Genomic DNA, 21,474 nt, shown 5'->3' with positions numbered 1-21,474 from the left:
GCCGTCACGCGGCGGCGTGCGCCATGATCTCTTGCAGCTCGTCGGTGGTAAGCGCGACAGGATTGCCCCGCATCGAGGACGAGGAGACTGACGCGTCAGCAATGGCCGGGCGATCCGCCGACGTCACGCCCATTGCGTCGAGCTTCGGCAGGTCTTGGCTGTCGATCCACGCTTCGAACGCATCCAGCCCACCGTAGGCCGCGTCGATCCAGGCCCGAATTTCGTCCGGTCGAGGCCCGTCCATCCGGGGCAGGTTCATCCGCAGCACCGGAACGAGGAGCCGGCCGCAGATCGCGCCATGCGCCGCGCCGGTGCGCCCGCCGATGACGCCGGCCAAGCCGTGCACGGCCCCGAGACCGGCATTGTTCAGCGCGATCCCGCCGGTCAGCGAGACGAATGCCATCTCGTGCCATGCGGTGGCGTCCGGGGCCCCCATCACCGCGCGCAGGGCGTGCAGTCCGCGCGGGATTGCATCGCGGCAGAGCGCATCGGTGAACGAGTTCGCGCGGTTCGACAGGTAGGGCTCGATCACCTGTACCACGGCGTCGAGCCCGGAGGCGAGCCGCAGCGCGGGCGGGACGGATTCGGTCAATGCCGGATCGACGATCGCGAGGCGCGCCATCATGCGGGCGTCGCGCAGCGAGACTTTTCGTCCTGCTTCCGGCAGGCCGATCACGGCATTGCGGGTCGCCTCGCTTCCGGTGCCGGCGGTGGTCGGGATCGCGGCGAAGGGCAGGGGGGGCCTGTCGAGGGGCAGGCCGTCGCCGACCACCTCGAGGTGGCGGACCGGGTCGCCGGACGCGGGCAACAGGGCGGCTAGGGCCTTGCCGGTGTCGAGGACGGATCCGCCGCCCAAAGCGATTACGGCGTCGGGCGCGACTGTGCGCCCGTGTTCCAGAAACTTCAGAAGATCGGAAAGCGCAGGTTCGCCGCGGGTGGAAATCGTCTCGACCGTGCGGCCGGCATTGCGCAGCGGCGCGGCGACACGCTCGGCATCGGCAGAAGGCGCATGGACGAGAAGGAAGCGCGTTCCGAGATCGGCCAGAAGGTCGGCCGCCTCATCGAGCGCGCCACGTCCAAACAGGATGCGGTCGGGCAGTTGCAGGGAAATTGTCATGGGATCGCCTCGCGGGTTCGGGCGAGAAATGACGGAGGCCCCGAAGGGCCCCCGCCTATGGTCGGATTACTGCTCCCAGGACTGGACCAGCTCGTCGTAGCTGACCGTCTGGGGCTCTTCTTCCTCGTTCTCGATCTCGGGCTTCGGCGCGCCTTCCTGGCTCAGCCAGTATTCCGGATCACGCTCCTCGTTGAGGACCGGACCCAGATCGCCCTGGACGCCGGCCCGCTCGAGGCGCGCCATCACGTCTTCCATGTCGGCGCAAAGCTGATCGAGCGAGGCCTGGGTGGTCTTGGCCCCCGACATTGCGTCGCCGATGTTCTGCCACCACAGCTGCGCAAGACGCGGGTAGTCCGGCACGTTCGTGCCCGTGGGCGACCACTGGACCCGTGCAGGCGAGCGATAAAACTCGACCAGACCGCCGAGGCGCGGCGCGCGGTCGGTGAAGTGGTCGGAGTTAATCGTCGATTCCCGGATGAAGGTCAGACCCACATCGGACTTCTTCACATCCACCGTCTTGGAGGTGACGAACTGCGCGTAGAGCCATGCGGCCTTGGCACGGTCGATGGGCGTGGAATCGAGGATCGTCCAGGAACCCACGTCCTGATAGCCGACCTTCATGCCCTCTTCCCAGTAGACGCCGTGCGGCGAGGGGGCGAGGCGCCACTTGGGCGTGCCGTCCTCGTTCATCACGGCCTCGGACGCCACGAGCGGCGGAACGAAGGTCGTGTACATGAACATCTGCTGCGCAATGTTGCCCTGCGACGGGACGGGGCCGGCCTCGGAAAAGGTCATGCCCGCCGCGGCCGGGGGGGAGTACTTCTCGAGCCACTCGATCGCCTTGTCGACGGCATAGACGGCCGCCGGCGAGTTGGTCGCGCCGCCGCGATCGACGCAGGCGCCGACAGGACGGGATTCCTCGTTCACCCGGATGCCCCATTCGTCAACCGGCAGGCCGTTCGGCTCGCCCGTGTCGCCCATGCCGGCCATGGACATCCATGCGTCGGTATAGCGCCAGCCGAGGCTCGGGTCCTTCTTGCCATAATCCATGTTGCCATAGATTTCGTCGTCGATGCCCATATGGCTCAGGTCGCGGCCGGTGAAGAACTCCGCGATGTCCTCATAGGCCGCCCAGTTCACCGGAACGCCGAGTTCGTAGCCGTATTCTTCCTCGAAATCGGCCTTGTTCTTCTCGTCGTTGAACCAGTCATAGCGGAACCAGTAGAGGTTCGCGAATTGCTGGTCGGGCAGCTGGTAGAGGTTGCCGTCGGGGGCGGTGGTGAATTCGAGCCCGATGAAATCTTCGAGGTCGAGCGTCGGCGACGTGACGTCGGCGCCTTCGTTGGCCATCCAGTCGGTGAGGCTGCGGGCCTGACCGTAGCGCCAGTGCGTGCCGATCAGGTCGCTGTCGTTGACATAGGCGTCGTAGATGTTCTCGCCCGACTGCATCTGCGTCTGGAGCCGCTCGACCACGTCGCCCTCGCCGATCAGATCGTGCGTGACGTTGATGCCCGTGATCGCGGTAAAGGCCGGAGCAAGAACCTGCGCCTCGTACTCATGCGTCGTGATCGTCTCGGAGACGACGTTGATATCCATGCCCTGCAAGGGCTCGGCAGCGTCGATGAACCACTGCATCTCGGCTTCCTGCTCCTCGCGGGTGAGGGTCGACACGCCGTCGATCTCCTCGTCGAGGAACTGCATCGCGGCCTCCATGTCCGCGAAGGCCGGCATGGCGAGAAGGCTGAGGGCCACTCCCATGGCGGTTGTCGTTCTTATAGATACATTCATTCGTATACCTCCCTAAGGTTGAACGTTTGGTCGTTGCCCACCTGTTTCCATGGCGGGATCGTGTGTCGCCTAGACCCAGCGGAACACCGCGGCGGCATAGACGAGGCATACCACAAGGGCCCAGTATTGGGGCTCGAGCCCCAGACCAAGCCAGATCAGGTTGATGAAGGCCGATCCGAGCAGCGTGATGAAGAGCCGGTCGCCGCGCGTCGTCTCGATCCGCAGAACGCCGGCGCGGGGCGTTTCGGGATACCTCCTCGCAAGGATCGTGAAGAGGATCAGCAACACCGCGATGGTCCCGAAGAACGTCGCCGTCGGCCATGTCCAAGCCATCCAGTCAAGCATGGGACGCCTCCTTGATCTCACCAGACATGTTTCGCATCAGACCCTCCCCAGGGCGAAGCCCTTCGCGATGTAGTTTCGCACGAACCAGATCACGAGCGCGCCAGGCACGATGGTCAACACCCCGGCCGCAGCCAGCACGCCCCAGTCGATACCCGACGCCCCCACGGTCCGCGTCATGGTGGCCGCGATCGGCTTGGCGTCGACGCTCGTCAGGGTGCGCGACAGCAAAAGCTCCACCCAGGAGAACATGAACGCGAAGAACGCCGCCACGCCGATGCCCGAAGCGATGAGCGGCATGAAGATGCGGATGAAGAAGCGGGAGAACGAGTAGCCATCGATATAGGCCGTCTCGTCGATCTCCTTCGGGACACCGCGCATGAACCCTTCGAGGATCCACACGGCCAGCGGCACGTTGAATAGGCAATGCGCCAGCGCCACGGCGATATGCGTGTCGAACAGCCCGACGGAGGAATAGAGTTGGAAGAAGGGCAGGGCAAACACGGCCGGCGGGGCCATGCGGTTGGTCAGCAGCCAAAAGAACAGGTGCTTGTCACCCGTGAAGGTGTAGCGCGAGAAGGCATAAGCCGCCGGAAGCGCCACTGCGAGGGTGATCACCACGTTCATCGTCACGTAGGTGATCGAGTTGATGTAGCCCGTATACCAAGCCGGATCGGTCAGGATCGTCTCGTAATTCGCCAGCGTCAGGTTGCGCGGCCAGAGCGAGAAGGTCCCCAGGATCTCCGTGTTCGTCTTCAGGCTCATGTTCAAGAGCCAGTAGATCGGCACGAGCAGGAACAGCAGGTAGATCGTCATGACGATCGCCGAACCGTTCGGCCGGAAGCGCTTGCGCGACTTCGCCTGGGGTTTGGCCGGGGCCACGTCGCCGGGAATTGTGCCGGCGCCGGGGGCGGAGACGGTATCGGTCATTTCGCGTCCCTTGCATCGAGATTGGTCATGATGGTGTAGAAAACCCACGAGATCAGCAGGATGACGAGGAAGTACATCAGCGAGAACGCCGCTGCCGGACCCAGGTCGAATTGTCCGAGTGCCATCTTCACGAGGTCGATGGACAGGAACGTGGTCGCGTTGCCGGGACCGCCGCCGGTGAGGACGAAAGGCTCCGTATAGATCATGAAGCTGTCCATGAAGCGCAGCAGGATCGCGATCATCAACACGCCGGCCATCTTCGGCAGCTCGATGTAGCGGAACACGGCCCAGCGGCTTGCCTGGTCGATCTTGGCGGCCTGATAATAGGCGTCGGGGATCGAGCGCAGGCCGGCATAGGCCAGAAGCGCGACCAGCGAGGTCCAGTGCCAGACATCCATGACGACGACGGTAATCCAGGCGTCCAAGCTGTCTTGTGTGTAGTTGTAGTCGAGGCCGAGCGCGTCGAGCGTGTAGCCCAGCAGGCCGATATCCACGCGGCCGAAGATCTGCCAGATCGTGCCGACCACGTTCCACGGGATCAGCAGCGGCAGCGACATCGCCACAAGACAGAAGGACGACCAGAACCCTTTCTGGGGCATGTTGAGCGCGACGAGGATGCCCAGCGGGATCTCGATCGCGAGGATGATCGCCGAGAACACGAGCTGCCGCCCGAGCGCGTTCCACATCCGGTCGCTCGCAAGCATCTCCTCGAACCACAGAAGTCCGGCCCAGAAGAACTGATTGTTGCCGAAACTGTCCTGAACGGAGTAATTCACCACCGTCATCAGCGGGATCACCGCCGAGAACGCCACCAGCAGCAGCACCGGCAGCACCAGGAACCAGGCCTTCTCATTGACTGTCTTCATGGCGTTTCTCCCTGCGGCGCAACGCGCCAGGCGTCTGCATAGACGTTGATGCCCTCGGGCACGAAGGACACGCGGTCGATATCGGTTGGAATCGTCGCATCCTCACCCACAATGGCGGCCGTCTCGACCCCCATCACGTCGAGGCGCACGATCTTGTGGCGGCCGACATCCTCGACTCGCCGGATGCGGGCGGGCAGGCCATCGCCGCCGGTGCCGACGCGCACGAATTCCGGCCTGACGCCGACTTGCATGCGCCCCGAGGCCGCGTAAGGCCGACCAAGGTCGAGGGTCGCGTCGCCGATCCGGGCCGTCCGCCCGTTGATGTCGGCATCGAACAGGTTCATCCCCGGCGAGCCGATGAAATATCCCACGAAGGTATGCGCGGGCTTCTCGAACAGGTCCTGCGGCGTGCCGGTCTGCACCACGCGGCCATCATGCATCACGACCACCTTGTCGGCGAAGGTCAACGCTTCGGTCTGGTCGTGGGTGACGTAGATCATCGTGTGGCCGAAATCACGGTGCAGCTTCTTGAGCTGCGTCCGCAATTCCCATTTCATATGCGGGTCGATCACCGTCAGCGGCTCGTCGAACAAGAGCGCGTTGACGTCCTCGCGCACCATGCCGCGGCCGAGACTGATCTTCTGCTTGGCATCCGCGGTCAGGCCGCGGGCCTTGCGGTCGAGCACGGCCTCCATGTCGATCATCGCGGCGACCTTCTGGACGCGCTCGGCGATTTCCTGGCCCGCCATGCCGCGGTTCTTGAGCGGAAAGGCGAGATTCTCGCGCACGCTCATCGTGTCGTAGACGACGGGGAACTGGAACACCTGCGCGATGTTGCGATCGGCGGTCGGAGCATTCGTGACGTCGCGCTCACCGAACAGGATGCGGCCCTGACTTGGATGGAGGAGGCCGGAAATGATGTTGAGCAGGGTCGATTTTCCGCATCCCGACGCGCCGAGCAGGGCGTAGGCCTCGCCGTCGCGCCAAGTCATGTCGAGCTGCTTGAGCGCGAAATCGTCCGGACCCGAAGGGTTGGGGTGATAAGAATGCGCCAGGTCGTCCAAAGTAATCTGTGCCATTACGCGGCCTCCGCATAGCTGGCCGGCGCGGCAAGCGTACCGTCCTGCGCGAAAAGGTAGACGCGTGACGGATCGAGATAAACCCGCAAGGGCGCGCCGGGTTCGAGGGTCCGGATCCCGTGGACGAGGCCGACCCACTGCGAATCGTCATGGTAGAGGTGGACGAAGGTCTCCGACCCGGTGATCTCGGTCACGCCGAGCGTCGTGTCGAAGGACAAGGCGCCCTCCGCCGGCTCCAGCGAGAGGTGGTTGGGCCGGAAGCCGGCAAGGTAGGTTCCGTCGGGCAAGCCCTCGCCCACGCCACGTGCCACGCCGCCGGCATGCTGCATCTCGCCGTTCTTCTTGGTCAGCGACAGGAAGTTCATCGGCGGATCCGAGAAGACCCGCGCGGTCACGGCATTGGCCGGACGACGATAAACTTCGGCCGTGGGACCGAACTGCGTCACCCGGCCCTCCCAGAGCGTGGCGCAATTGCCGCCGAGCAGCAGCGCCTCCTCCGGCTCGGTCGTGGCGTAGACGAAGATCGCGCCGGAATCGGCGAAGATGCGCGGGATTTCGGCGCGCAATTCCTCGCGCAGCTTGTAATCCAGATTTGCGAGCGGTTCGTCGAGCAGAACGAGCCCCGCATCCTTGACGAGCGCGCGGGCGAGAGCGCAGCGCTGCTGCTGCCCGCCCGACAGTTCCAGCGGCTTTCTGTCGAGCATCGGCGTCAGGCGCATCAACTCCGCCGTCTCGCGCACCCGCCGGTCGATCGCGGCACGATCGAGGCCCAGCAGCTTCATCGGCGAAGCTATGTTGTCATAGACGCTCATCGACGGGTAGTTGATGAATTGCTGGTAGACCATCGCCACGCGCCGGTCCTGAACCCGCATATGCGTGACGTCCTCGCCCTGCCACAGAACCCGCCCGTGCGTCGGCTTGTCAAGGCCCGCCATGAGGCGCATCAGCGATGTCTTTCCCGCCAGCGTCGGCCCCAGCAGGACGTTCATCGTCCCTTTTTCCAGCGTCAGATCCGTCGGGTGGATATGCGTTTTCCCCCCCACGATCTGCGTCACACCTTCGAGCGCCAATGTCATGCGATCCCCCCGATCATTTCGCCGCGTCCGCCCAAGGTTTCCCGGCGCTCGGCCATGTAGGTGTCGAGTGCCGCGGCCGCCTCCGCATCGAGGCGCAGCCCCAACTTCGACCTGCGCCACAAGACGTCGTTGGCCGTGAACGCGTATTCCGCGTCCATCAGCCAGTTTACTTCGCGCGCCGTCAAGGTCGCGCCGAAATCTTGGCCCAGATCCTCGGCTGTCTTCGCGCCGTGCAGAACCTCCCGTGCCTCGGTTCCGTAGGCCCGCACGAGCCGCAATGCCCACCGATCGGTGAGGAACGGATGATTCCGCCGTAGCTCCGCCACGAGATCGTTCACGCCGTCGACCGGAAAATCCCCGCCGGGCATCGCCACGCCCGCGGTCCAGGCCCCGCCGACATTGTCGAGCACGGAGGAAATCTTCTCCAGAGCGTGTTCGGCCAGCCGCCGATAGGTGGTGATCTTGCCCCCGAACACGTTGAGCACCGGGGCACCCGTGTCGCGCTCGATCTTCAGCACGTAGTCCCGCGTCGCCGCCGTCGCCGAGGACGCGCCGTCATCGTAGAGCGGTCGGACACCCGAATAGGTCCAGACGATATCGTCGGTGGAGATCGGGTCCTTCAGGTAGGCGTTGACGAATTCCACCATGTAACGTTGCTCTTCGGGCGTGCAGACGGGGGCGGCGGAGGGATCGTCGTGTTCCTGATCTGTCGTGCCGATCAGGGTGAAATCGGTCTCGTAGGGAATGGCGAACATGATCCGCCCATCCGTCCCTTGGAAGAAGTAGCACTTGTCGTGGTCGAAGAGCCGCTTCGTGACGATGTGCGACCCGCGCACCAAGCGTACGCCATCGCGGCTATTGGAGCGCACCGTGTTTCGCAGGATATCGCCCACCCAAGGGCCTCCGGCATTCACGATCATCCGCGCGCGCACCTCGCTGACGGCGCCGGTCTCGACATCCTCCAGCTTTGCGCGCCAATGGCCGTCCACCTGTTCGGCGGACACGACCTTGGTGCGGGTCAGGATCGTCGCGCCGCGCGCCTCGGCGTCGCGGGCATTCAGAACCACCAGACGCGCATCCTCGACCCAGCAATCGGAGTATTCGAACGCGCGCTCGAAGCGGTCCTGCAGCGGCTTACCCTCGGGCGTGCCTTGCAATTGAACCGTTTCAGTTCCGGGGAGGATCTTGCGACCTCCGAGATTGTCGTACATCGCCAGCCCGAGGCGGATCAGCCAAGCGGGGCGGCGCCCCTTCATCCAAGGCATCGTCACGCCCAGCAGCTTCGAGGTCGGCGTTTCGCCCTCGAACCGCATTTCGCGGTGATAGGGCAGCACGAACCGCATCGGCCACGAGATATGGGGCATGGCGCGCAGCAGCGTCTCGCGCTCGATCAGGCTTTCGCGAACGAGGCGGAACTCGAAATATTCAAGGTAGCGCAGTCCGCCATGAAACAGCTTGGTCGAGGCCGAAGACGTCGCCGAAGCAAGGTCGTTCATTTCAGCCAGCGTGACCGAAAGGCCGCGGCCCGCCGCATCTCGCGCGATCCCGCAGCCGTTAATGCCCCCGCCGATCACGAGCAGGTCACGGATCTCCCCTTTGGCAGCCACGCGAACCCTCCCAGATCATGCTTTGCCTCACACTCACCCTAGCGACATGTCGCGCAAAAGAACAAGATCATTTTCGTTTTTTTTCGCTTTGGCGTGCTTTTCCTTGACCGACCCGTTCGAAACCGCTTCTCTGCGGTCCGGAGAATTCGATGTCACAGACCATCCGTCACCCAGAAATCCTTGATATCGCCCGGCGTGACGGGAAGGTCAGCGTCGATGGTCTGGCTGCGCATTTCGGCGTGACGCTGCAGACCATCCGCCGCGATCTCGCCGATCTGGCCGAGGCTGGGCGGCTGGAACGTGTTCACGGCGGCGCGGTGCTACCTTCGGGCACAAGCAACATCGCCTATGAAGAACGCCGCCGCCTCAACGCCGAGGGGAAGGCCGCGATGGCCCGCGCCTGCGCGGCGCGCATACCTGAGGATTGTGCCGTTTTCCTCAATATCGGCACCTCGACCGAGGCGGTTGCCGCCGCGCTCATCCACCACCGCAACCTGATGGTGGTGACTAACAACATGAACGTGGCCGCCATTCTGGCGCACAAGAGCGATTGCGACGTGATCGTGACCGGCGGTCGGTTGCGGCATGCCGATGGCGGGCTGGTCGGCACGCTTGCGCGCGAGGCCGTGGGGCGCTTCAAGTTCGACGTGGCCGTGATCGGCTGTTCCGCGCTCGATGCCGATGGGGAAATCCTCGACTACGACGTCCAGGAGGTTGGCGTCAGTCAGGCGATTCTGGCTCGCGCCCGCCGGACCATGTTGTTGGCCGACCATATGAAGCTCAGCCGCACGGCGCCGGCGCGAATCGCATCGCTTGCGGACGTGGACGAGGTTTTTACCGATCGCGACCTGCCGCCTGCGCTGGCGCTCCGCTGCGCCGAATGGGGCACCCGCGTGAAGGTCGCCTGCGCGGAGGCGTGACCTCACACCGGGACAAGCGCGCCGCGTCCCGCAATTACCTTTGCCGAAAGCGCGCAGCCCTGCGTGGCGGCCGCTTCGCAGGATTTCCGCGCCAGCCGCGCGGCCAACCAGCCGGCATTGAAGGCATCCCCCGCCGCCGTGCTGTCGACCATTTTGGCGACGGGCACCGGAGTTACGGAGCCCGTGGTCGTGCCGTCGTGGAACAGCACAGGCTCCCCACCGTTCTTGACGATCACTTCCCGCGCACCGGCCTTGCGGTAGCGTTCCAGCGTCGCGGCCGGGTCCGCGTCGCCGAACGCCGCCGCCTCGTCCGAGAAAGACGGCCAGACGACGTCCGACACCGCCGCCGCCGCCATGAGTGCCGCCCGCATCTCGGCGGCGTCGGCCCACAGCGCCGGCCGAAGATTCGGGTCGAGACAGACCTTTGCGCCGTCCTGCCGCGCCCGCGAGAGAGCCGAGATCAGCCAGTTTCGGCCCTCAGACGGTTGGATCGCCAATGTGATGCCGGACAGAACTACTGCTTCGGCCCGCGCCATCGCCGCCGCAAGCCGGGTCTCGTCATCGGCAAGGCGGCGCGCCGCGGATTGCCCGCGCCAATAGGCGAAGCTGCGTTCTCCCTCATGCAGCGATGTGAGATACAAGCCGACCGTCGCATCGTCGTGGCGGCGGATGTGCTCCGTCCCGATCCTGGCGGCCGCGATCGCGGCAATCATGTCGTCCGACACCGCATCGGATCCCACATCGGTCAGGTAGTCGACCCGCCAATCCGGTCTGAGCCGCGCCAGATACCACGCCATGTTGAACGTGTCCCCGGCAAAGCCCATGCGGTACAACCCGCCATCTGCCGGCGCCATCTCGACCATGCATTCGCCGACGAAGACGATCCGCTTCACGCGTCGTCCTCTGCGAATACGTCTCGTGCGATGGCGATGGCGCGGTTGGCGCGCGGCACGCCGGCATAGATCGCGACGTGGAGGAAGGCTTGCATCACCTCGGCACGGGTCGCGCCCGTCCGCGCGCAGGCGCGAATATGCATGGGGATTTCGGCCGTGTTGCCCGTCGCTGCCAGCAGCGCGAGCGTCAGGAGCGATCGGTCGCGACGGGAAATCGTGTCATCGGCCCAGATCGTGCCCCAGGCGCCCTCGGTGATCAAATCCTGGAACGGCGCGTCGAAATCCGACTTCGATGCCTCGGCCCGGTCGACATGTTCGTCGCCCAGCACCTCGCGCCGGATGCGCATTCCCGTTTCGTGACGTCCGCTCAACGGCTTGCCTCCAAGTGGATAAGGGTCGCGATGTCCTCTCCGATCTGTTGCTCCGGCGCAACCGTGCCGACGCGCACGCGGCCCTCAAAGTCCCTTTGTGCGTGTTGTCTCCGGCAGGTCATTCCACCAATCGGCATAGACGGTGTTCCACGGCGCATGCCTGGTCAGATCCGGAGCATCGTCCGTCCACCAGACCGGGCCCCGCTCGCCGAGGTGTTCCTTGGCCTCCTGCACCGCATCCCGGCCGGCGCGTTCCTCGCTCTCGGTGCTGGCGTCGCGTACGGCGCGTCGGGCCTGCATCAGCGACTTGATGGCGGCACGGCGGTCGCTGTCCGGAAGGCTCGGATCGGTCTTGCGCCACAATCGGCCCTTGGAGACGAAATAGCGGCCGTCGGGCGTTTCGGGGTAATCCTTCGCCACAGGCCTCAGACCATCCGAATGACCTTGGGGTCGAGGGCGAGGACGTAGCCCTGTCGCGTGATGTTGCGGATCAGGAGATGCGTCACGATCTGGTTCCCAAGCGCGTCGCGCAGGCGCTTGATCCGCGTCGCCCCCGCGGCCTCCTCGCAATCGGCCTCGGACTTGCCGGAGATCATCGCCTCAATCTGTGCGCCGGTCAGCGTGTCGCCGTCGAGGCGGGCCTCGGCCAGCACCGACAGCGTCTCCATCGCAGCGTCGGTCAGCTTGAGTTCGATGTCGTTGAGCATCACGAGGTTCTCGGCGCGCGCCAGGATCAGCGACGTCACCTGGATGCCCGACCGCTCGATCTCTCCCATGCGGCGGTTGAGCGTCACGATGGCCACCAGGAGCACCATGCAGGCGATCAGAAGCGCCGTGGCGAAGACCAGCAACACGAAGATGATGGTTCGGTAGCTGGCCAGAACGTCCGAAAAGGCCGTGCCCGATTGCGCGAGGATCTCCAGCAGGCCGATCTCGGCGCGCCCGGTCAGGTCCTGCTCAACGAACAGCCGCTCCACGCGGGCGTTGAAGGCGTTGCCGTCGGGCAGGGTCGCGAACAGGAAGAGCGCCGCCGCTGCCAAGATAACAACGATGGCCGCGATGCCGAATACGACCACACGGGCCGAGGCCGCGCGCGTTTCAATAACGGAGGAAGTATTCACCGGCGCCGTCTCTCCTTTGGTCCAGTCCATCTTCGCCGAAGACCGATTCGACGTCCAGCAATTGCCAGCCATCGCCCAGCCGTTGACGGAGTGCGGTGGCCGCGGCCTGAAGGTCGCAGTCATTCTCGGACAGCTCGATCACACCGTAATGCAGCCGGAGCGGATCGTCCCGCTTGGCCTTGTAATCGGCGTAGCAGGCCGCCTGCGCGGGCGCGGCAAGGGCAAGCATGAGGAAGAGGGGGAGTGCGCGGATCATGCACCTTCGTCGCCGATTCGGGCCCGACAGGCAATGACACAGGCGGACAGGCCTGCGGTTATTCCATGACCTCTCCGGGTCATTGTGCGGCAGGGCCATCCGCCTCCACGTCGCCGGAATAGAACTACGTAAGGCCCCAGATGAGCGCCAGACCGCACGCTGTCCCTTCGCCTCTCATGCTGATTGTCCCGATAAAGCCAGACCATTTTGCACCGGATGGCGGGGTGGGAGGCAAAGACCGCCTTTGCAGAGGCCGGGTGTGGCTGGATCGGGTGGCGATGCAGTGCCACTCAATGCCCCTGCGCCGTCGAGCTGCCGCAATCTTCACGAGCCGCGCTGCTTGTATTGCGACGGCTGATCTCCCTGCACCGCCCTGTGTCGACGCCCGCGCGTTGACGCTCCGCCGGGAGGGGGGCAGGGTCGGCTCATGCCGGTCCTGCCCTCGCACATGTCGCCCGACCTCGCCTTCGAGGCGGCCGCCCGCGCCTCCGGGGCACGGGTCGTGGCCGGTCTCGACGAGGTCGGGCGTGGGCCTTGGGCCGGGCCGGTCGTGGTCTGCGCGGCACGCCTGATCGCGCCGCCGCCGCCGGGCCTTCATGACAGCAAGAAGCTGAGCGCGCGACGGCGCACGGCGCTCGAGCCGCTGCTTCTGGAATGCTGCGAGGTCGGCTTCGGTGCGGCCAGTGTGGCGGAAATAGATGCGCTGAACATCCGCCGCGCGACCCATCTCGCCATGGTGCGCGCCGTTGCCGCGCTGCCGGTGGCGCCGGATCACCTGTTGATCGACGGCAATGACCGGCCCGGTTGGGTCGACTGTCCGCACAATCTCATCATTGGGGGCGACAGGCGGTCACTGTCGATCGCGGCGGCCTCGGTTCTGGCGAAAACACGGCGGGATCGTGGCATGATGGCGCTGGCGCAACAGCATCCCGGCTACGGTTGGGACACGAACATGGGATACGGTACAAAAGCTCACCGTGAGGGACTAAAATGTCACGGTGTGACACAACATCATCGGCAGTCATTCGCGCCGATACGCAAGATGTTGTGTCAGTGACGCTGCCCCAATCTCGCCGCAATCCTTCTGTGGATCCTTTCTGACGGCCCTGCCAATCTGTCCTCACAACAACAAGACGACTCCGCACGAACGGGGCGTCGATTGAGGCACAGACATGGCAAGAAACATCCCGGAAGCGCCTGCGCTTCCGCTCAATACCATCATGCCCGGCGACAGCGCGGATGCGATGGACTCCCTTCCCGAATGCTCGGTGGATCTTATCTTCGCGGATCCACCCTACAATCTACAGCTTCGCGGTAACCTTCACCGCCCGGATAACAGCCGCGTTGATGCCGTCGACGACCACTGGGACCAGTTCGAGAGCCTGAAGGCCTACGATGCGTTCACGCGGCGCTGGATGCGGGCGGCGCGGCGCGTGTTGAAGCCGGACGGCGCGATCTGGGTGATCGGCAGCTATCACAACATCTTCCGCGTCGGCGCCGCATTGCAGGATCAGGGATTCTGGCTGCTCAACGATGTGGTCTGGCGCAAGACGAACCCGATGCCGAATTTCCGCGGCAAGCGGCTGACCAACGCGCACGAGACGATGATCTGGGCATCGAAGTCCGAGTCCTCGCGCTACACGTTCAATTACGAGGCGATGAAGGCCGCCAATGAAGGCGTGCAGATGCGCTCCGACTGGACGTTCCCGATCTGCACGGGTCACGAGCGGCTCAAGAACGAACGGGGCGAGAAGGCACATCCGACGCAGAAGCCGGAGGCGCTCTTGCACCGGCTTCTGGTGGCGACCACCAATCCGGGCGACGTGGTGCTCGATCCGTTCTTCGGTACGGGCACGACCGGCGCGGTCGCGACGATGCTGGGCCGGAATTTCATCGGGATCGAGCGCGAGGCCGAGTATCGCGAACTGGCCGCGCAGCGGATCGCACGGGTCCGATCTCTCGATCCGGCGGCGCTGGAGGTGACCACCTCCAAGCGTGCCGAGCCGCGCGTAGCGTTCGGGCAACTTGTGGAACGCGGCATGCTGCGTCCGGGCGAGGAGCTTTTGTCCGGCAATGGCCGCCACAGCGCCCGTATCCGGGCCGACGGCACGCTGGCCGGCGACGGGTTCAAGGGATCGATCCATCAGGTCGGCGCGGCCATGGAGGGCGCCCCCTCCTGCAATGGCTGGACCTACTGGCATTACCGGCGCGAGGGGAAGGCGGTCTCGATCGACACCCTGCGCCAACAGATCCGCGCGGAACTGGCCACCAGCCAGATCAACTGACGCAAAAAGTTACCGCCTGCGCCCGCTGTCCAATGTCCGGCGGGTGCAACTTTGCCCCCGTTCCCGGTTCGTCCGGGTTCGGGGGTTTTTTTGTCGGGTCTGGACGTCCGATACGAAAAAGGGCGCCCCGAGGGACGCCCATGATCGCGTGCTGCGAAAGCCGTTCAGTCGACAGTAGCGGCAGCGGCCAGCAGGATGAGGGCGAGGATCGGAACGATGACGCCAGCAGACGAGGACGTCGTGTCCTCGACGATCACGACAGGCTCGGGCTCGGCCGGAGCGGGCGCGATGTTGCCGGCAAAGGCGGTGGTGGCGGCAACCGACAGCGCGGCGGCGAGTGCAATTTTCTTCATGTTGTCCTCCAATATGAGCAACCGGAACGTCCGTGCCTGCCATGCCACTTGGCAGCGGGGACGGTACGTCGTGCGACTCGTTAAGCAGCAAATGATTAATTCGCGCAACGACGACTCGGGGAGGGGAGGACGGTGTGCGTTCGGGTGCCGTCAAATAAGCAACACCTGAGTGCCGACGCGGGAATTCGCGAAGAGGCGGGCGATATGTTCGTTGTAAAGCCCGATGCAGCCCGAGGAGGACCGCCGTCCGATCTTGCGTTTGTCGTGGGTCCCGTGGATCCGGTAATAGGTCCAGCTGAGATAGAGCGCATGGGTGCCGAGTGGATTTTCGGGGCCGGGCGGCACGACCGCAGGCCATTCCGGATTGCGGCGTCGCATGTTCGGCGTCGGCCGCCAGGTCGGCCCCTCGACCTTCTTGACGACGCGTGTGCGTCCTCGCCGGGTCATCTCCTCGCTCATCGGCACCGAGGATGGGAAGAGGGAGTATCTTCCGTCCTCCGTCCAATGGTGCAGAGCCCGGCTTGAAATATCGACAAGGATCGCGCCGTTGGCGAGATTGTTGAAATGGGGGCGCCAATCCTGCGCGCGGAAACTGGCGGTGTTATGGCGGGTGGCGGATAGTTCGCCCTCCTCAACGACCGTATCCGGCAGGGATTGGGCGAGTGCGGGGCCGGCGAGTGCGGTGGCGGCGCCGGAGACAAGGAACGAGCGACGGTCGATAGGGCGCATGGGCAAGACTCCTGATCTGGATTCCGAACCCCGAAGCGGTGGCGCATGGCTTGCCATCTGCGCAGGGGCGGGAAGATTGTGTCACTGTGGGAATGGAACCCGTGACAATCGGCAAAGTTTCGCGCTCTTTGTGGTTAAGCCGACATTTGCCTCGGCGTCTGCTCCGGTATAATCCCAGCCGGACGCATGTAATTGATGACGTGGCTTGGGGATTTTGATGAACCGTAGAACCGCCCTGATCCTTCTCGGATCGACTGCCGCGGTGGCGGCTTGTGCCCCGCCTGCTCCGCCGACACTCGGACCGGATGGTCGGCCGCTGCCGCAGGTTTACCGTATCTCGGGGGCCGAGGCGCGGCAGCTTCCGTTTCGGGTGCTCGATGCGGTGAATGCGCTGCGCGAAGGTGCGGGCGTGGCACCCTTGCAATTCGATGCAAGCTTGGCGGCCGCGGCCGAAACGCACTCCCGCGACATGTCGCTTCAGAACCGGCCCTGGCATTTCGGATCCGACGGATCGTCGCCGATTGACCGGGCGCAACGGGCCGGCTTCGACGGGCGGCTTCTGGGCGAGACCATCTCCGAAACGTATGAGACCGAGCTCGAAACCGTGGCGGCCTGGTTGCAGGAACCCGGTCCGCGGCGTGTCCTGCTCGATCCGGCGGGACGTCGGATGGGCTTCGGATTCTATCAGGAAAACAACGGCAAGATCTGGTACACGCTCAACGTCGGCACCTGATCCGGCGACGACGGGGGCGATGCTGCCCCCGTCTCGAATCAAGCGTAGATGTCGATCTGCGTCCCGTTCCGCACCATCGCATAGACCTCACGCATCTCGTCATTGGTCACGGCGACACAGCCAGCCGTCCAGTCCTTGCGCGCGTCGCGTTTTTGCTTGCCCCATCCGTGGATGAAGATGTCTCCGCCCGGCGAGCGCCCGTGCGCGGCCGCGAAAGCCCGATCCTGATCGTTCGGGTAGTCGATGCCCACCGACAGATAGAACGCGGAGTTCGGATTGCGCCGGTCGATGCAGTAGCGTCCCTCAGGCGTCCGGCCGTCACCCTCGAATTGTTTGGGCCCCGTGGAGGTGAAGCCAAACTGAACCGGCAGAACGCGCAAAGCCGTCTGCCCGTTGATCAAATACATTTGCCGCGTGCTTTTGCGGACGACGACGCGGGAGATTTCCGGGCCGTCATAGGAAATGAACTTTCCTTGGGCACATCCCGCAAGCAGTGCGGATGCACCAAGGGCGATCGCGCCCCTGCGTGTGTAGCGTTCCATACCTGTATGCACTCTGCGTTGCACTGTCCTCGCAACCTGCATAGCGCACCAGATGGGTTGAGAAAACGTGAACGATACGCGAAATCAGCCACCGCGCTCGCGCCGCAACAGATCCGACAGCCCGGTGCGATAGTCCGGATAGCGCAGCCGCACGCCCAGCTCCTGCTTGATGCGGTCGTTCCGCACGCGTTTCGATTCGGCGTAGAAGCTGCGCGCCATCGGGCTCATCTCCGCCTCATCGAACGTGACCTGCGGAGGCAGGGGCAGGCCCAGCAACTTCGCCGCATGGGCGATAACGTCCTGCGGCGGAGCGGGGTCGTCATCGCAAAGGTTGTAGATCCGTCCCCGATCGGGCCGGTCGATCGAGGCGGCGAGAACCTGCGCGATGTCATCGACATGAATTCGGCTGAAGACCTGTCCCGGCTTCACGATTCGCCGCGCCGTTCCGGCACGAACCTTGGCGAAGGGACCACGTCCCGGCCCATAGATGCCGGCCAGCCGGAAGATATGCAGCGGTGCGCTGGTCCGCGCCGCCAGATCCCGCCATGCCGCCTCGGCCTTCACCCGAAGGCGGCCGCGTTGTGTCGATGGGGTGAGCGGGGTGTCCTCATCGACCCAGCGTCCCTCGTGATCGCCGTAGACCCCAGTTGTCGACAGATAACCGACCCAGTCCTTGGCCCCGAGATGCCGTTCCAGCATCTCACCATAGGCATTCAGAACCGGATCGCCGTCCTCGCCCGGTCCCGCGGAGATCAGCACATGGGTGGCCCGCGCGATCGCGGCCGACAGGTCGGTGCCGAAGATCGCCGGCGTCACGCCTTCATCCTCAAGGGCCTTCGCCTTTTCCTCCGAGCGGGTCGTGCCGATCACCTCCCAGCTGCGCGCCAGCAGTACCGGCGTAAGCGCACGGGCGCAGTAGCCATGCCCGAAGCTCAGCATCACGCTCATGACAACCGGTCCACGGCCCAGCGGGCCGCATCGGCCACCACAGGGTCGGCATCGTCACACAGCCTCTGCGCCACGGGTCCAAGCCGCTTTTCGCCGGAATTGCCGATCGCGTAGCAGACGTTGCGCGTCATACGGTTCCGTCCGATGCGCTTGATCGGGCTACCGGAAAATCGCGCCCGAAACCCGGCATCGTCCAGCCCCGCCAGATCGGCCAGGTCAGGAGCCCGATGCGGCCCGCGATACCGCAGATCCGAGGCGGCGACGGCGAACTTGTTCCACGGGCAGACGGCGAGGCAATCGTCGCAGCCATAGATCCGGTTGCCGAGATGCGGGCGCAGGCTTTCGTCCACCGGCCCGTGATGCTCGATCGTCAGGTAGGAGATGCAGCGGCGTGCATTGAGCTGAAAGGGTGCGGGGAACGCATCGGTCGGACAGATGTCGAGACAGCGCGTGCAGGAGCCGCAATGTTCGCCCTCCGCCGCGTCCGGCGCCAGTTCGAGCGTCGTGAAGATTGCCCCAAGGAACACCCAGTTCCCGAATTCCCGGCTCAGCAGATTGGTGTGCTTGCCCTGCCAGCCGATCCCGGCGGCCTGCGCGAGCGGTTTCTCCATCACCGGGGCGGTGTCGACGAAGACCTTCACCTCGCAATCCGCCTCGGCGACCATCCAGCGGGCCACGCGCTTCAACGCCTTCTTGACGATCTCATGATAGTCGCGCCCTTGTGCATAGGCGCTCACCGTACCGCGATCCGGGCGCGAGAGATCGGTCATCGGATTGTGCTCGGGCGCATAGGAATGTGCCAGCATCACCACCGACCGCGCCTCTGGCCACAGCGCCGACGGGTCGCCGCGCCAAGCCACCCGTTCGCCCATCCAAGACATTCCGCCATGATTGCCATCGGCGAGATACTGGCGAAGCCGCACGCCCGCATCCGGAATCGCGTCGGGTCGGCACACGCCAACCGACACGAACCCCGCCTCCCGCGCCTCGGCGTCGAGCCGGGCCCGGATCGTCAAAAGTCCAGATCGGCGTAGTGCCGCGCGGGCCGGAACCCGGGCACCACGTCCGCCAGGATCGAACGGAAGGCCGGACGCGACTTGATCTTGGAATACCAGTCACGCACGCCCTCGTTGCGGTTCCAGTCCACGTCCGACGAATAATCGAGGCACGACAGATGCGCCGCTGCGGCAAAATCCGCGATGGTCAGGTCCGGCCCGGCGATCCAGCGGTTCCGGTCCAGAAGCCAACCCATGTAGTCGAGGTGAAACTTGATCGCCTTCACACCGTTCTTGACGTTGGTGCCATCGGGATATCCCTGCCGTGTCAGCTTCTTGTTGACCCGCTCGTAGACGAGCTTCGACGTTACCTCGTGATGAAACTTGTCGTCGAACCACGCCACCAGGCGCCGCACTTCGGCCCGCCGCTTCGGGTCCTTGGGCATCAGCGCAGGCTCCGGGATCGTCTCCTCGAGATATTCGCAGATCGCGTTCGAATCCGAAAATGTCTCGCCGTCGATGCGCAATACCGGCACCTTGCCGGCCGCATTGCGGCGCAGGAACTCCGACGACGCCTCCCAGTAGCGCTCCTCGATCAGTTCCACCTCAAGCTTCTTCTCGGCCAGCACGAGACGGACCTTCCGGCAGAATGGCGACAGGGCGAAGTGATAAAGCTGGATCATGGCAAATCAGATGCCCCGATCACCGTCGGGATTCAATCCTCGAAACAGGCTGCCCGGCCGTCAGCGCGGATGGTCGCGGCACCTGCGGCAATGGATTGCGCACGCCGATTTATGAAGTCCGACGGCCGGCTTGCGTCGCGGTCCTTCGGAGCGGGCAGGATCGTCGCCAGGATCGCCGCCTGCCGTTCCGTTAATTCCGCCGCATCGCGCCCGAAATAGTGTCGTGCCGCGGCTTGGATGCCGAAGACGCCCGTATCGAACTCCGCCACGTTGAGATAGACCTCCACGATTCGCCGCTTCGGCCACAGGGCCTCCATGACCGGCGTGAGTGCCGTCTCCAGCGCCTTGCGCGGCCAGGATCGGCCGTGCCAGAGAAACGCGTTCTTGACGACCTGCTGGCTGATCGTCGAAGCACCGCGATTTCCGCCTGCCTCGATCGCATTTCGGATGGCGTCGACGTCGAAGCCCCAGTGACGGCAGAAATTGGCATCCTCGGCGGCCACAACCGACCGGGCGACCACCGGATCCAAATCCTCCAGGTCGACCCATACGCGCTCCACCCCGTCTAATCGCGCGGATTCCGACAGGATGTATGGCGTCGTCGGCGGGTCGATCCAGCGATAGGAGAGAACCCAGAGCACGGCGAGGGCGGTCAAGGCCAGCAAGCCACGCAGGATCCATCGCAGCGCGCGCCGAGCCACGCTGTCCTTTTGTGGCTCGGCCGTTATGCGGCTCCGAGGCTTCGGGGGTTTCGTTGTTTTCGTCACGGAGTCTCAAGAAGGTAATTCGGCGGGAAGTTCGATATGCGCCTTGGAATTTCTGGCGTTCTTACGGTAAAAACTGGGGGTCATTTCTGGGTTCACAGAAAAATACTACTTAAGAAGTTAATTGCAAAAGATTTCAAGAAGGACTTTTCCGTCATTGTCCGGTCAAGATATTTCTTGCACTTTTAGCCCCGACACCCGCGTTGCCGAATCGTCATCTTGTGCGAATAATAGCACCACCGACCGCATCTTGTATGGGCAAGGTCGGCGAGGCGGGTAGAAGCCGCCTCACCCTAAATCATGGCGATGTCTAGGCTGTGTTGACAAAACGCCGTGTCCATAAGTGTTCCGTCCCGGATGATCACCTTTCCCCGCGACGATCCGCGCTCTTCATGGCAAGATCGGTTCTGAGGGACCTTCGAGACGGGGCACGACCATGCTGATACATCTTCACAAGCAGGCCACGACCACGCCGAAGGTGCGGGCGGCGATCCAGGCGAGCACGGAGCCTGCTCCGGTCCTGGCCCCCCTCTGTCAGGGAAGTTGTCGCCTGCTCTGATGCAGAAAGTGTATTCTGAGGCGGGCGGGACAGGACGACGAAATGGCTTACTCACCTGAACGGAAGGCTGCGGTGATCGGGAAGATGCTGCCGCCGAACAACATGCCCTTGGGCCGGCTGGCCAAGGAGGAAGGGATCAGCGTGGCGACGCTTGCGAAGTGGCGGGCTGAGGCGCGGGCGAAGGAGGAAGGGATCAGCGTGGCGACGCTTGCGAAGTGGCGGGCTGAGGCGCGGGCGAAGGGGCAGTTTCTACCCGACGCCAAGGCAGGTCCGGAGGGCTGGACCTCAGCGGACAAGCTCGCTGCGGTGATCGAGACGGCGTCACTGAATGCAGTGGAGCTTGGCGAATATTGTCGGCGCCGCGGCATCTACCCCGATCAGCTGACTGTCTGGCGGGAGGCCTGCGCGCGGGCCGACGACTGGGAACGAGCGGCGTCCCGCCAGATCGCGCGGGAAACACGGGACGCCAACAAGCGGGTGCAGCAGCTGGAACGGGAACTGGCGCGCAAGGAAAAGG

The 21,474-nt window shown here is 64.4% G+C and carries 25 protein-coding genes and 1 pseudogene; 6 read left to right on the top strand and 20 right to left on the bottom strand.

What is annotated here, in order from left to right; all coding sequences use genetic code 11:
• Window positions 1–4: 4 nt before the first annotated feature.
• The 8 genes from JSE7799_RS08340 to glpD form a co-directional block, all read right to left on the bottom strand.
• Window positions 5–1,117, bottom strand: a complete 1,113-nt coding sequence (locus JSE7799_RS08340; protein WP_055663199.1) for an iron-containing alcohol dehydrogenase — start codon at window positions 1,115–1,117, stop codon at window positions 5–7.
• A 66-nt stretch (window positions 1,118–1,183) separates the two neighbouring features.
• Window positions 1,184–2,905, bottom strand: coding sequence for an ABC transporter substrate-binding protein (locus tag JSE7799_RS08335; RefSeq protein ID WP_186201881.1), 1,722 nt, complete (start codon window positions 2,903–2,905; stop codon window positions 1,184–1,186).
• Between the two features lie 69 nt (window positions 2,906–2,974).
• Window positions 2,975–3,250 (bottom strand): DUF2160 domain-containing protein, encoded by a 276-nt coding sequence (locus JSE7799_RS08330; RefSeq protein ID WP_055663198.1) that lies wholly within the window; start codon window positions 3,248–3,250, stop codon window positions 2,975–2,977.
• Between the two features lie 36 nt (window positions 3,251–3,286).
• Window positions 3,287–4,177: a carbohydrate ABC transporter permease gene (locus JSE7799_RS08325; protein WP_083480378.1), complete on the bottom strand. Its 891-nt coding sequence runs from the start codon at window positions 4,175–4,177 to the stop codon at window positions 3,287–3,289.
• Window positions 4,174–5,043 carry a carbohydrate ABC transporter permease gene (locus JSE7799_RS08320; protein ID WP_055663197.1) on the bottom strand — a complete coding sequence of 290 codons (870 nt, stop codon included), beginning with the start codon at window positions 5,041–5,043 and terminating at the stop codon, window positions 4,174–4,176. Before JSE7799_RS08320 ends, JSE7799_RS08325 begins: the two co-directional genes overlap by 4 nt.
• Entirely contained in the window at window positions 5,040–6,122 is a 1,083-nt protein-coding gene (locus JSE7799_RS08315; RefSeq protein ID WP_055663196.1) for an ABC transporter ATP-binding protein, read from the bottom strand. The genes JSE7799_RS08320 and JSE7799_RS08315 overlap by 4 nt, the downstream gene beginning before the upstream one ends.
• Window positions 6,122–7,198, bottom strand: coding sequence for an ABC transporter ATP-binding protein (locus JSE7799_RS08310; protein ID WP_055663195.1), 1,077 nt, complete (start codon window positions 7,196–7,198; stop codon window positions 6,122–6,124). The genes JSE7799_RS08315 and JSE7799_RS08310 overlap by 1 nt, the downstream gene beginning before the upstream one ends.
• Complete coding sequence (gene glpD, locus JSE7799_RS08305) at window positions 7,195–8,805, bottom strand: glycerol-3-phosphate dehydrogenase (protein ID WP_055663194.1); 1,611 nt, start codon at window positions 8,803–8,805, stop codon at window positions 7,195–7,197. Before glpD ends, JSE7799_RS08310 begins: the two co-directional genes overlap by 4 nt.
• A 149-nt stretch (window positions 8,806–8,954) precedes the next feature.
• Between glpD and JSE7799_RS08300 the strand changes: the two genes are divergently transcribed.
• Window positions 8,955–9,725, top strand: a complete 771-nt coding sequence (locus JSE7799_RS08300) for a DeoR/GlpR family DNA-binding transcription regulator (RefSeq protein ID WP_055663193.1) — start codon at window positions 8,955–8,957, stop codon at window positions 9,723–9,725.
• A 2-nt stretch (window positions 9,726–9,727) separates the two neighbouring features.
• Here JSE7799_RS08300 and JSE7799_RS08295 read toward each other — a convergent pair whose 3' ends face one another.
• The 5 genes from JSE7799_RS08295 to JSE7799_RS08275 form a co-directional block, all read right to left on the bottom strand.
• Window positions 9,728–10,618 carry a sugar kinase gene (locus JSE7799_RS08295; RefSeq protein WP_083480377.1) on the bottom strand — a complete coding sequence of 297 codons (891 nt, stop codon included), beginning with the start codon at window positions 10,616–10,618 and terminating at the stop codon, window positions 9,728–9,730.
• Window positions 10,615–10,989 (bottom strand): 4-carboxymuconolactone decarboxylase, encoded by a 375-nt coding sequence (gene pcaC, locus JSE7799_RS08290; protein WP_055663192.1) that lies wholly within the window; start codon window positions 10,987–10,989, stop codon window positions 10,615–10,617. The genes JSE7799_RS08295 and pcaC overlap by 4 nt, the downstream gene beginning before the upstream one ends.
• 84 nt (window positions 10,990–11,073) lie before the next feature.
• Window positions 11,074–11,409: a hypothetical protein gene (locus JSE7799_RS08285; RefSeq protein WP_055663191.1), complete on the bottom strand. Its 336-nt coding sequence runs from the start codon at window positions 11,407–11,409 to the stop codon at window positions 11,074–11,076.
• 5 nt (window positions 11,410–11,414) lie between these two features.
• A complete protein-coding gene (locus JSE7799_RS08280) occupies window positions 11,415–12,140 on the bottom strand; it encodes a winged helix-turn-helix domain-containing protein (RefSeq protein WP_055663190.1) in 726 nt (241 codons plus the stop codon).
• Window positions 12,088–12,366 carry a hypothetical protein gene (locus tag JSE7799_RS08275; RefSeq protein WP_055663189.1) on the bottom strand — a complete coding sequence of 93 codons (279 nt, stop codon included), beginning with the start codon at window positions 12,364–12,366 and terminating at the stop codon, window positions 12,088–12,090. Before JSE7799_RS08275 ends, JSE7799_RS08280 begins: the two co-directional genes overlap by 53 nt.
• A gap of 427 nt (window positions 12,367–12,793) precedes the next feature.
• On the opposite strand from JSE7799_RS08275, the gene rnhB reads away from it, so the two are divergent.
• Both rnhB and JSE7799_RS08265 read left to right on the top strand, forming a co-directional pair.
• Window positions 12,794–13,423, top strand: a complete 630-nt coding sequence (gene rnhB, locus JSE7799_RS08270; protein WP_370736648.1) for a ribonuclease HII — start codon at window positions 12,794–12,796, stop codon at window positions 13,421–13,423.
• 115 nt (window positions 13,424–13,538) lie between these two features.
• Window positions 13,539–14,651: a site-specific DNA-methyltransferase gene (locus tag JSE7799_RS08265; RefSeq protein WP_055663188.1), complete on the top strand. Its 1,113-nt coding sequence runs from the start codon at window positions 13,539–13,541 to the stop codon at window positions 14,649–14,651.
• A gap of 164 nt (window positions 14,652–14,815) precedes the next feature.
• On the opposite strand, the gene JSE7799_RS08260 is transcribed toward JSE7799_RS08265, so the two are convergent.
• Entirely contained in the window at window positions 14,816–15,004 is a 189-nt protein-coding gene (locus tag JSE7799_RS08260) for a hypothetical protein (RefSeq protein WP_055663187.1), read from the bottom strand.
• A gap of 150 nt (window positions 15,005–15,154) precedes the next feature.
• Window positions 15,155–15,733: a L,D-transpeptidase gene (locus JSE7799_RS08255; protein WP_055663186.1), complete on the bottom strand. Its 579-nt coding sequence runs from the start codon at window positions 15,731–15,733 to the stop codon at window positions 15,155–15,157.
• A 217-nt stretch (window positions 15,734–15,950) separates the two neighbouring features.
• Here JSE7799_RS08255 and dalA point away from each other — a divergent pair, with 217 nt between their 5' ends.
• A complete protein-coding gene (dalA, locus tag JSE7799_RS08250; protein ID WP_055663185.1) occupies window positions 15,951–16,466 on the top strand; it encodes a divisome-associated lipoprotein DalA in 516 nt (171 codons plus the stop codon).
• Window positions 16,467–16,504: 38 nt separating this feature from the next.
• On the opposite strand, the gene JSE7799_RS08245 is transcribed toward dalA, so the two are convergent.
• The 5 genes from JSE7799_RS08245 to mtgA form a co-directional block, all read right to left on the bottom strand.
• Window positions 16,505–17,008 (bottom strand): L,D-transpeptidase family protein, encoded by a 504-nt coding sequence (locus tag JSE7799_RS08245; protein WP_055663184.1) that lies wholly within the window; start codon window positions 17,006–17,008, stop codon window positions 16,505–16,507.
• 84 nt (window positions 17,009–17,092) lie between these two features.
• Window positions 17,093–17,956, bottom strand: coding sequence for an SDR family oxidoreductase (locus tag JSE7799_RS08240; protein ID WP_055663183.1), 864 nt, complete (start codon window positions 17,954–17,956; stop codon window positions 17,093–17,095).
• Window positions 17,953–18,966 carry a tRNA epoxyqueuosine(34) reductase QueG gene (queG, locus tag JSE7799_RS08235; protein ID WP_083480384.1) on the bottom strand — a complete coding sequence of 338 codons (1,014 nt, stop codon included), beginning with the start codon at window positions 18,964–18,966 and terminating at the stop codon, window positions 17,953–17,955. Before queG ends, JSE7799_RS08240 begins: the two co-directional genes overlap by 4 nt.
• Window positions 18,967–18,968: 2 nt before the next feature.
• On the bottom strand, window positions 18,969–19,634 hold the full coding sequence (fzlA, locus tag JSE7799_RS08230; RefSeq protein ID WP_055663181.1) for an FtsZ-binding protein FzlA: 666 nt from the start codon (window positions 19,632–19,634) through the stop codon (window positions 18,969–18,971).
• Between the two features lie 32 nt (window positions 19,635–19,666).
• Window positions 19,667–20,335: a monofunctional biosynthetic peptidoglycan transglycosylase gene (mtgA, locus tag JSE7799_RS08225; protein ID WP_144431618.1), complete on the bottom strand. Its 669-nt coding sequence runs from the start codon at window positions 20,333–20,335 to the stop codon at window positions 19,667–19,669.
• Between the two features lie 499 nt (window positions 20,336–20,834).
• Here mtgA and JSE7799_RS22010 point away from each other — a divergent pair, with 499 nt between their 5' ends.
• A complete protein-coding gene (locus tag JSE7799_RS22010) occupies window positions 20,835–20,957 on the top strand; it encodes a hypothetical protein (protein ID WP_275934892.1) in 123 nt (40 codons plus the stop codon).
• 42 nt (window positions 20,958–20,999) lie between these two features.
• Window positions 21,000–21,474: pseudogene (locus tag JSE7799_RS08220) on the top strand (hypothetical protein); the annotation flags it as partial.

Origin of the sequence: Jannaschia seosinensis, from assembly GCF_001408515.1 — a bacterium.
Lineage (GTDB): Bacteria > Pseudomonadota > Alphaproteobacteria > Rhodobacterales > Rhodobacteraceae > Jannaschia > Jannaschia seosinensis.
This window is presented reverse-complemented; position numbering and strand designations above follow the sequence as displayed.

What these genes read in the sequence shown, in the direction of transcription:
- JSE7799_RS08255 (WP_055663186.1), bottom strand. Translation starts at nt 15,733, where the DNA reads ATGCGCCCTATCGACCGTCGCTCGTTCCTTGTCTCCGGCGCCGCCACC.
- fzlA (WP_055663181.1), bottom strand. Translation starts at nt 19,634, where the DNA reads ATGATCCAGCTTTATCACTTCGCCCTGTCGCCATTCTGCCGGAAGGTC.
- JSE7799_RS08310 (WP_055663195.1), bottom strand. Translation starts at nt 7,198, where the DNA reads ATGACATTGGCGCTCGAAGGTGTGACGCAGATCGTGGGGGGGAAAACG.
- JSE7799_RS08280 (WP_055663190.1), bottom strand. Translation starts at nt 12,140, where the DNA reads ATGGACTGGACCAAAGGAGAGACGGCGCCGGTGAATACTTCCTCCGTT.
- JSE7799_RS08245 (WP_055663184.1), bottom strand. Translation starts at nt 17,008, where the DNA reads ATGGAACGCTACACACGCAGGGGCGCGATCGCCCTTGGTGCATCCGCA.
- JSE7799_RS08265 (WP_055663188.1), top strand. Translation starts at nt 13,539, where the DNA reads ATGGCAAGAAACATCCCGGAAGCGCCTGCGCTTCCGCTCAATACCATC.
- JSE7799_RS08330 (WP_055663198.1), bottom strand. Translation starts at nt 3,250, where the DNA reads ATGCTTGACTGGATGGCTTGGACATGGCCGACGGCGACGTTCTTCGGG.
- JSE7799_RS08260 (WP_055663187.1), bottom strand. Translation starts at nt 15,004, where the DNA reads ATGAAGAAAATTGCACTCGCCGCCGCGCTGTCGGTTGCCGCCACCACC.
- JSE7799_RS08315 (WP_055663196.1), bottom strand. Translation starts at nt 6,122, where the DNA reads ATGGCACAGATTACTTTGGACGACCTGGCGCATTCTTATCACCCCAAC.
- JSE7799_RS08335 (WP_186201881.1), bottom strand. Translation starts at nt 2,905, where the DNA reads ATGAATGTATCTATAAGAACGACAACCGCCATGGGAGTGGCCCTCAGC.
- dalA (WP_055663185.1), top strand. Translation starts at nt 15,951, where the DNA reads ATGAACCGTAGAACCGCCCTGATCCTTCTCGGATCGACTGCCGCGGTG.
- JSE7799_RS08240 (WP_055663183.1), bottom strand. Translation starts at nt 17,956, where the DNA reads ATGAGCGTGATGCTGAGCTTCGGGCATGGCTACTGCGCCCGTGCGCTT.
- rnhB (WP_370736648.1), top strand. Translation starts at nt 12,794, where the DNA reads ATGCCGGTCCTGCCCTCGCACATGTCGCCCGACCTCGCCTTCGAGGCG.
- JSE7799_RS08275 (WP_055663189.1), bottom strand. Translation starts at nt 12,366, where the DNA reads ATGATCCGCGCACTCCCCCTCTTCCTCATGCTTGCCCTTGCCGCGCCC.
- JSE7799_RS08340 (WP_055663199.1), bottom strand. Translation starts at nt 1,117, where the DNA reads ATGACAATTTCCCTGCAACTGCCCGACCGCATCCTGTTTGGACGTGGC.
- JSE7799_RS08300 (WP_055663193.1), top strand. Translation starts at nt 8,955, where the DNA reads ATGTCACAGACCATCCGTCACCCAGAAATCCTTGATATCGCCCGGCGT.
- JSE7799_RS08320 (WP_055663197.1), bottom strand. Translation starts at nt 5,043, where the DNA reads ATGAAGACAGTCAATGAGAAGGCCTGGTTCCTGGTGCTGCCGGTGCTG.
- JSE7799_RS08325 (WP_083480378.1), bottom strand. Translation starts at nt 4,177, where the DNA reads ATGACCGATACCGTCTCCGCCCCCGGCGCCGGCACAATTCCCGGCGAC.
- JSE7799_RS22010 (WP_275934892.1), top strand. Translation starts at nt 20,835, where the DNA reads ATGCTGATACATCTTCACAAGCAGGCCACGACCACGCCGAAGGTGCGG.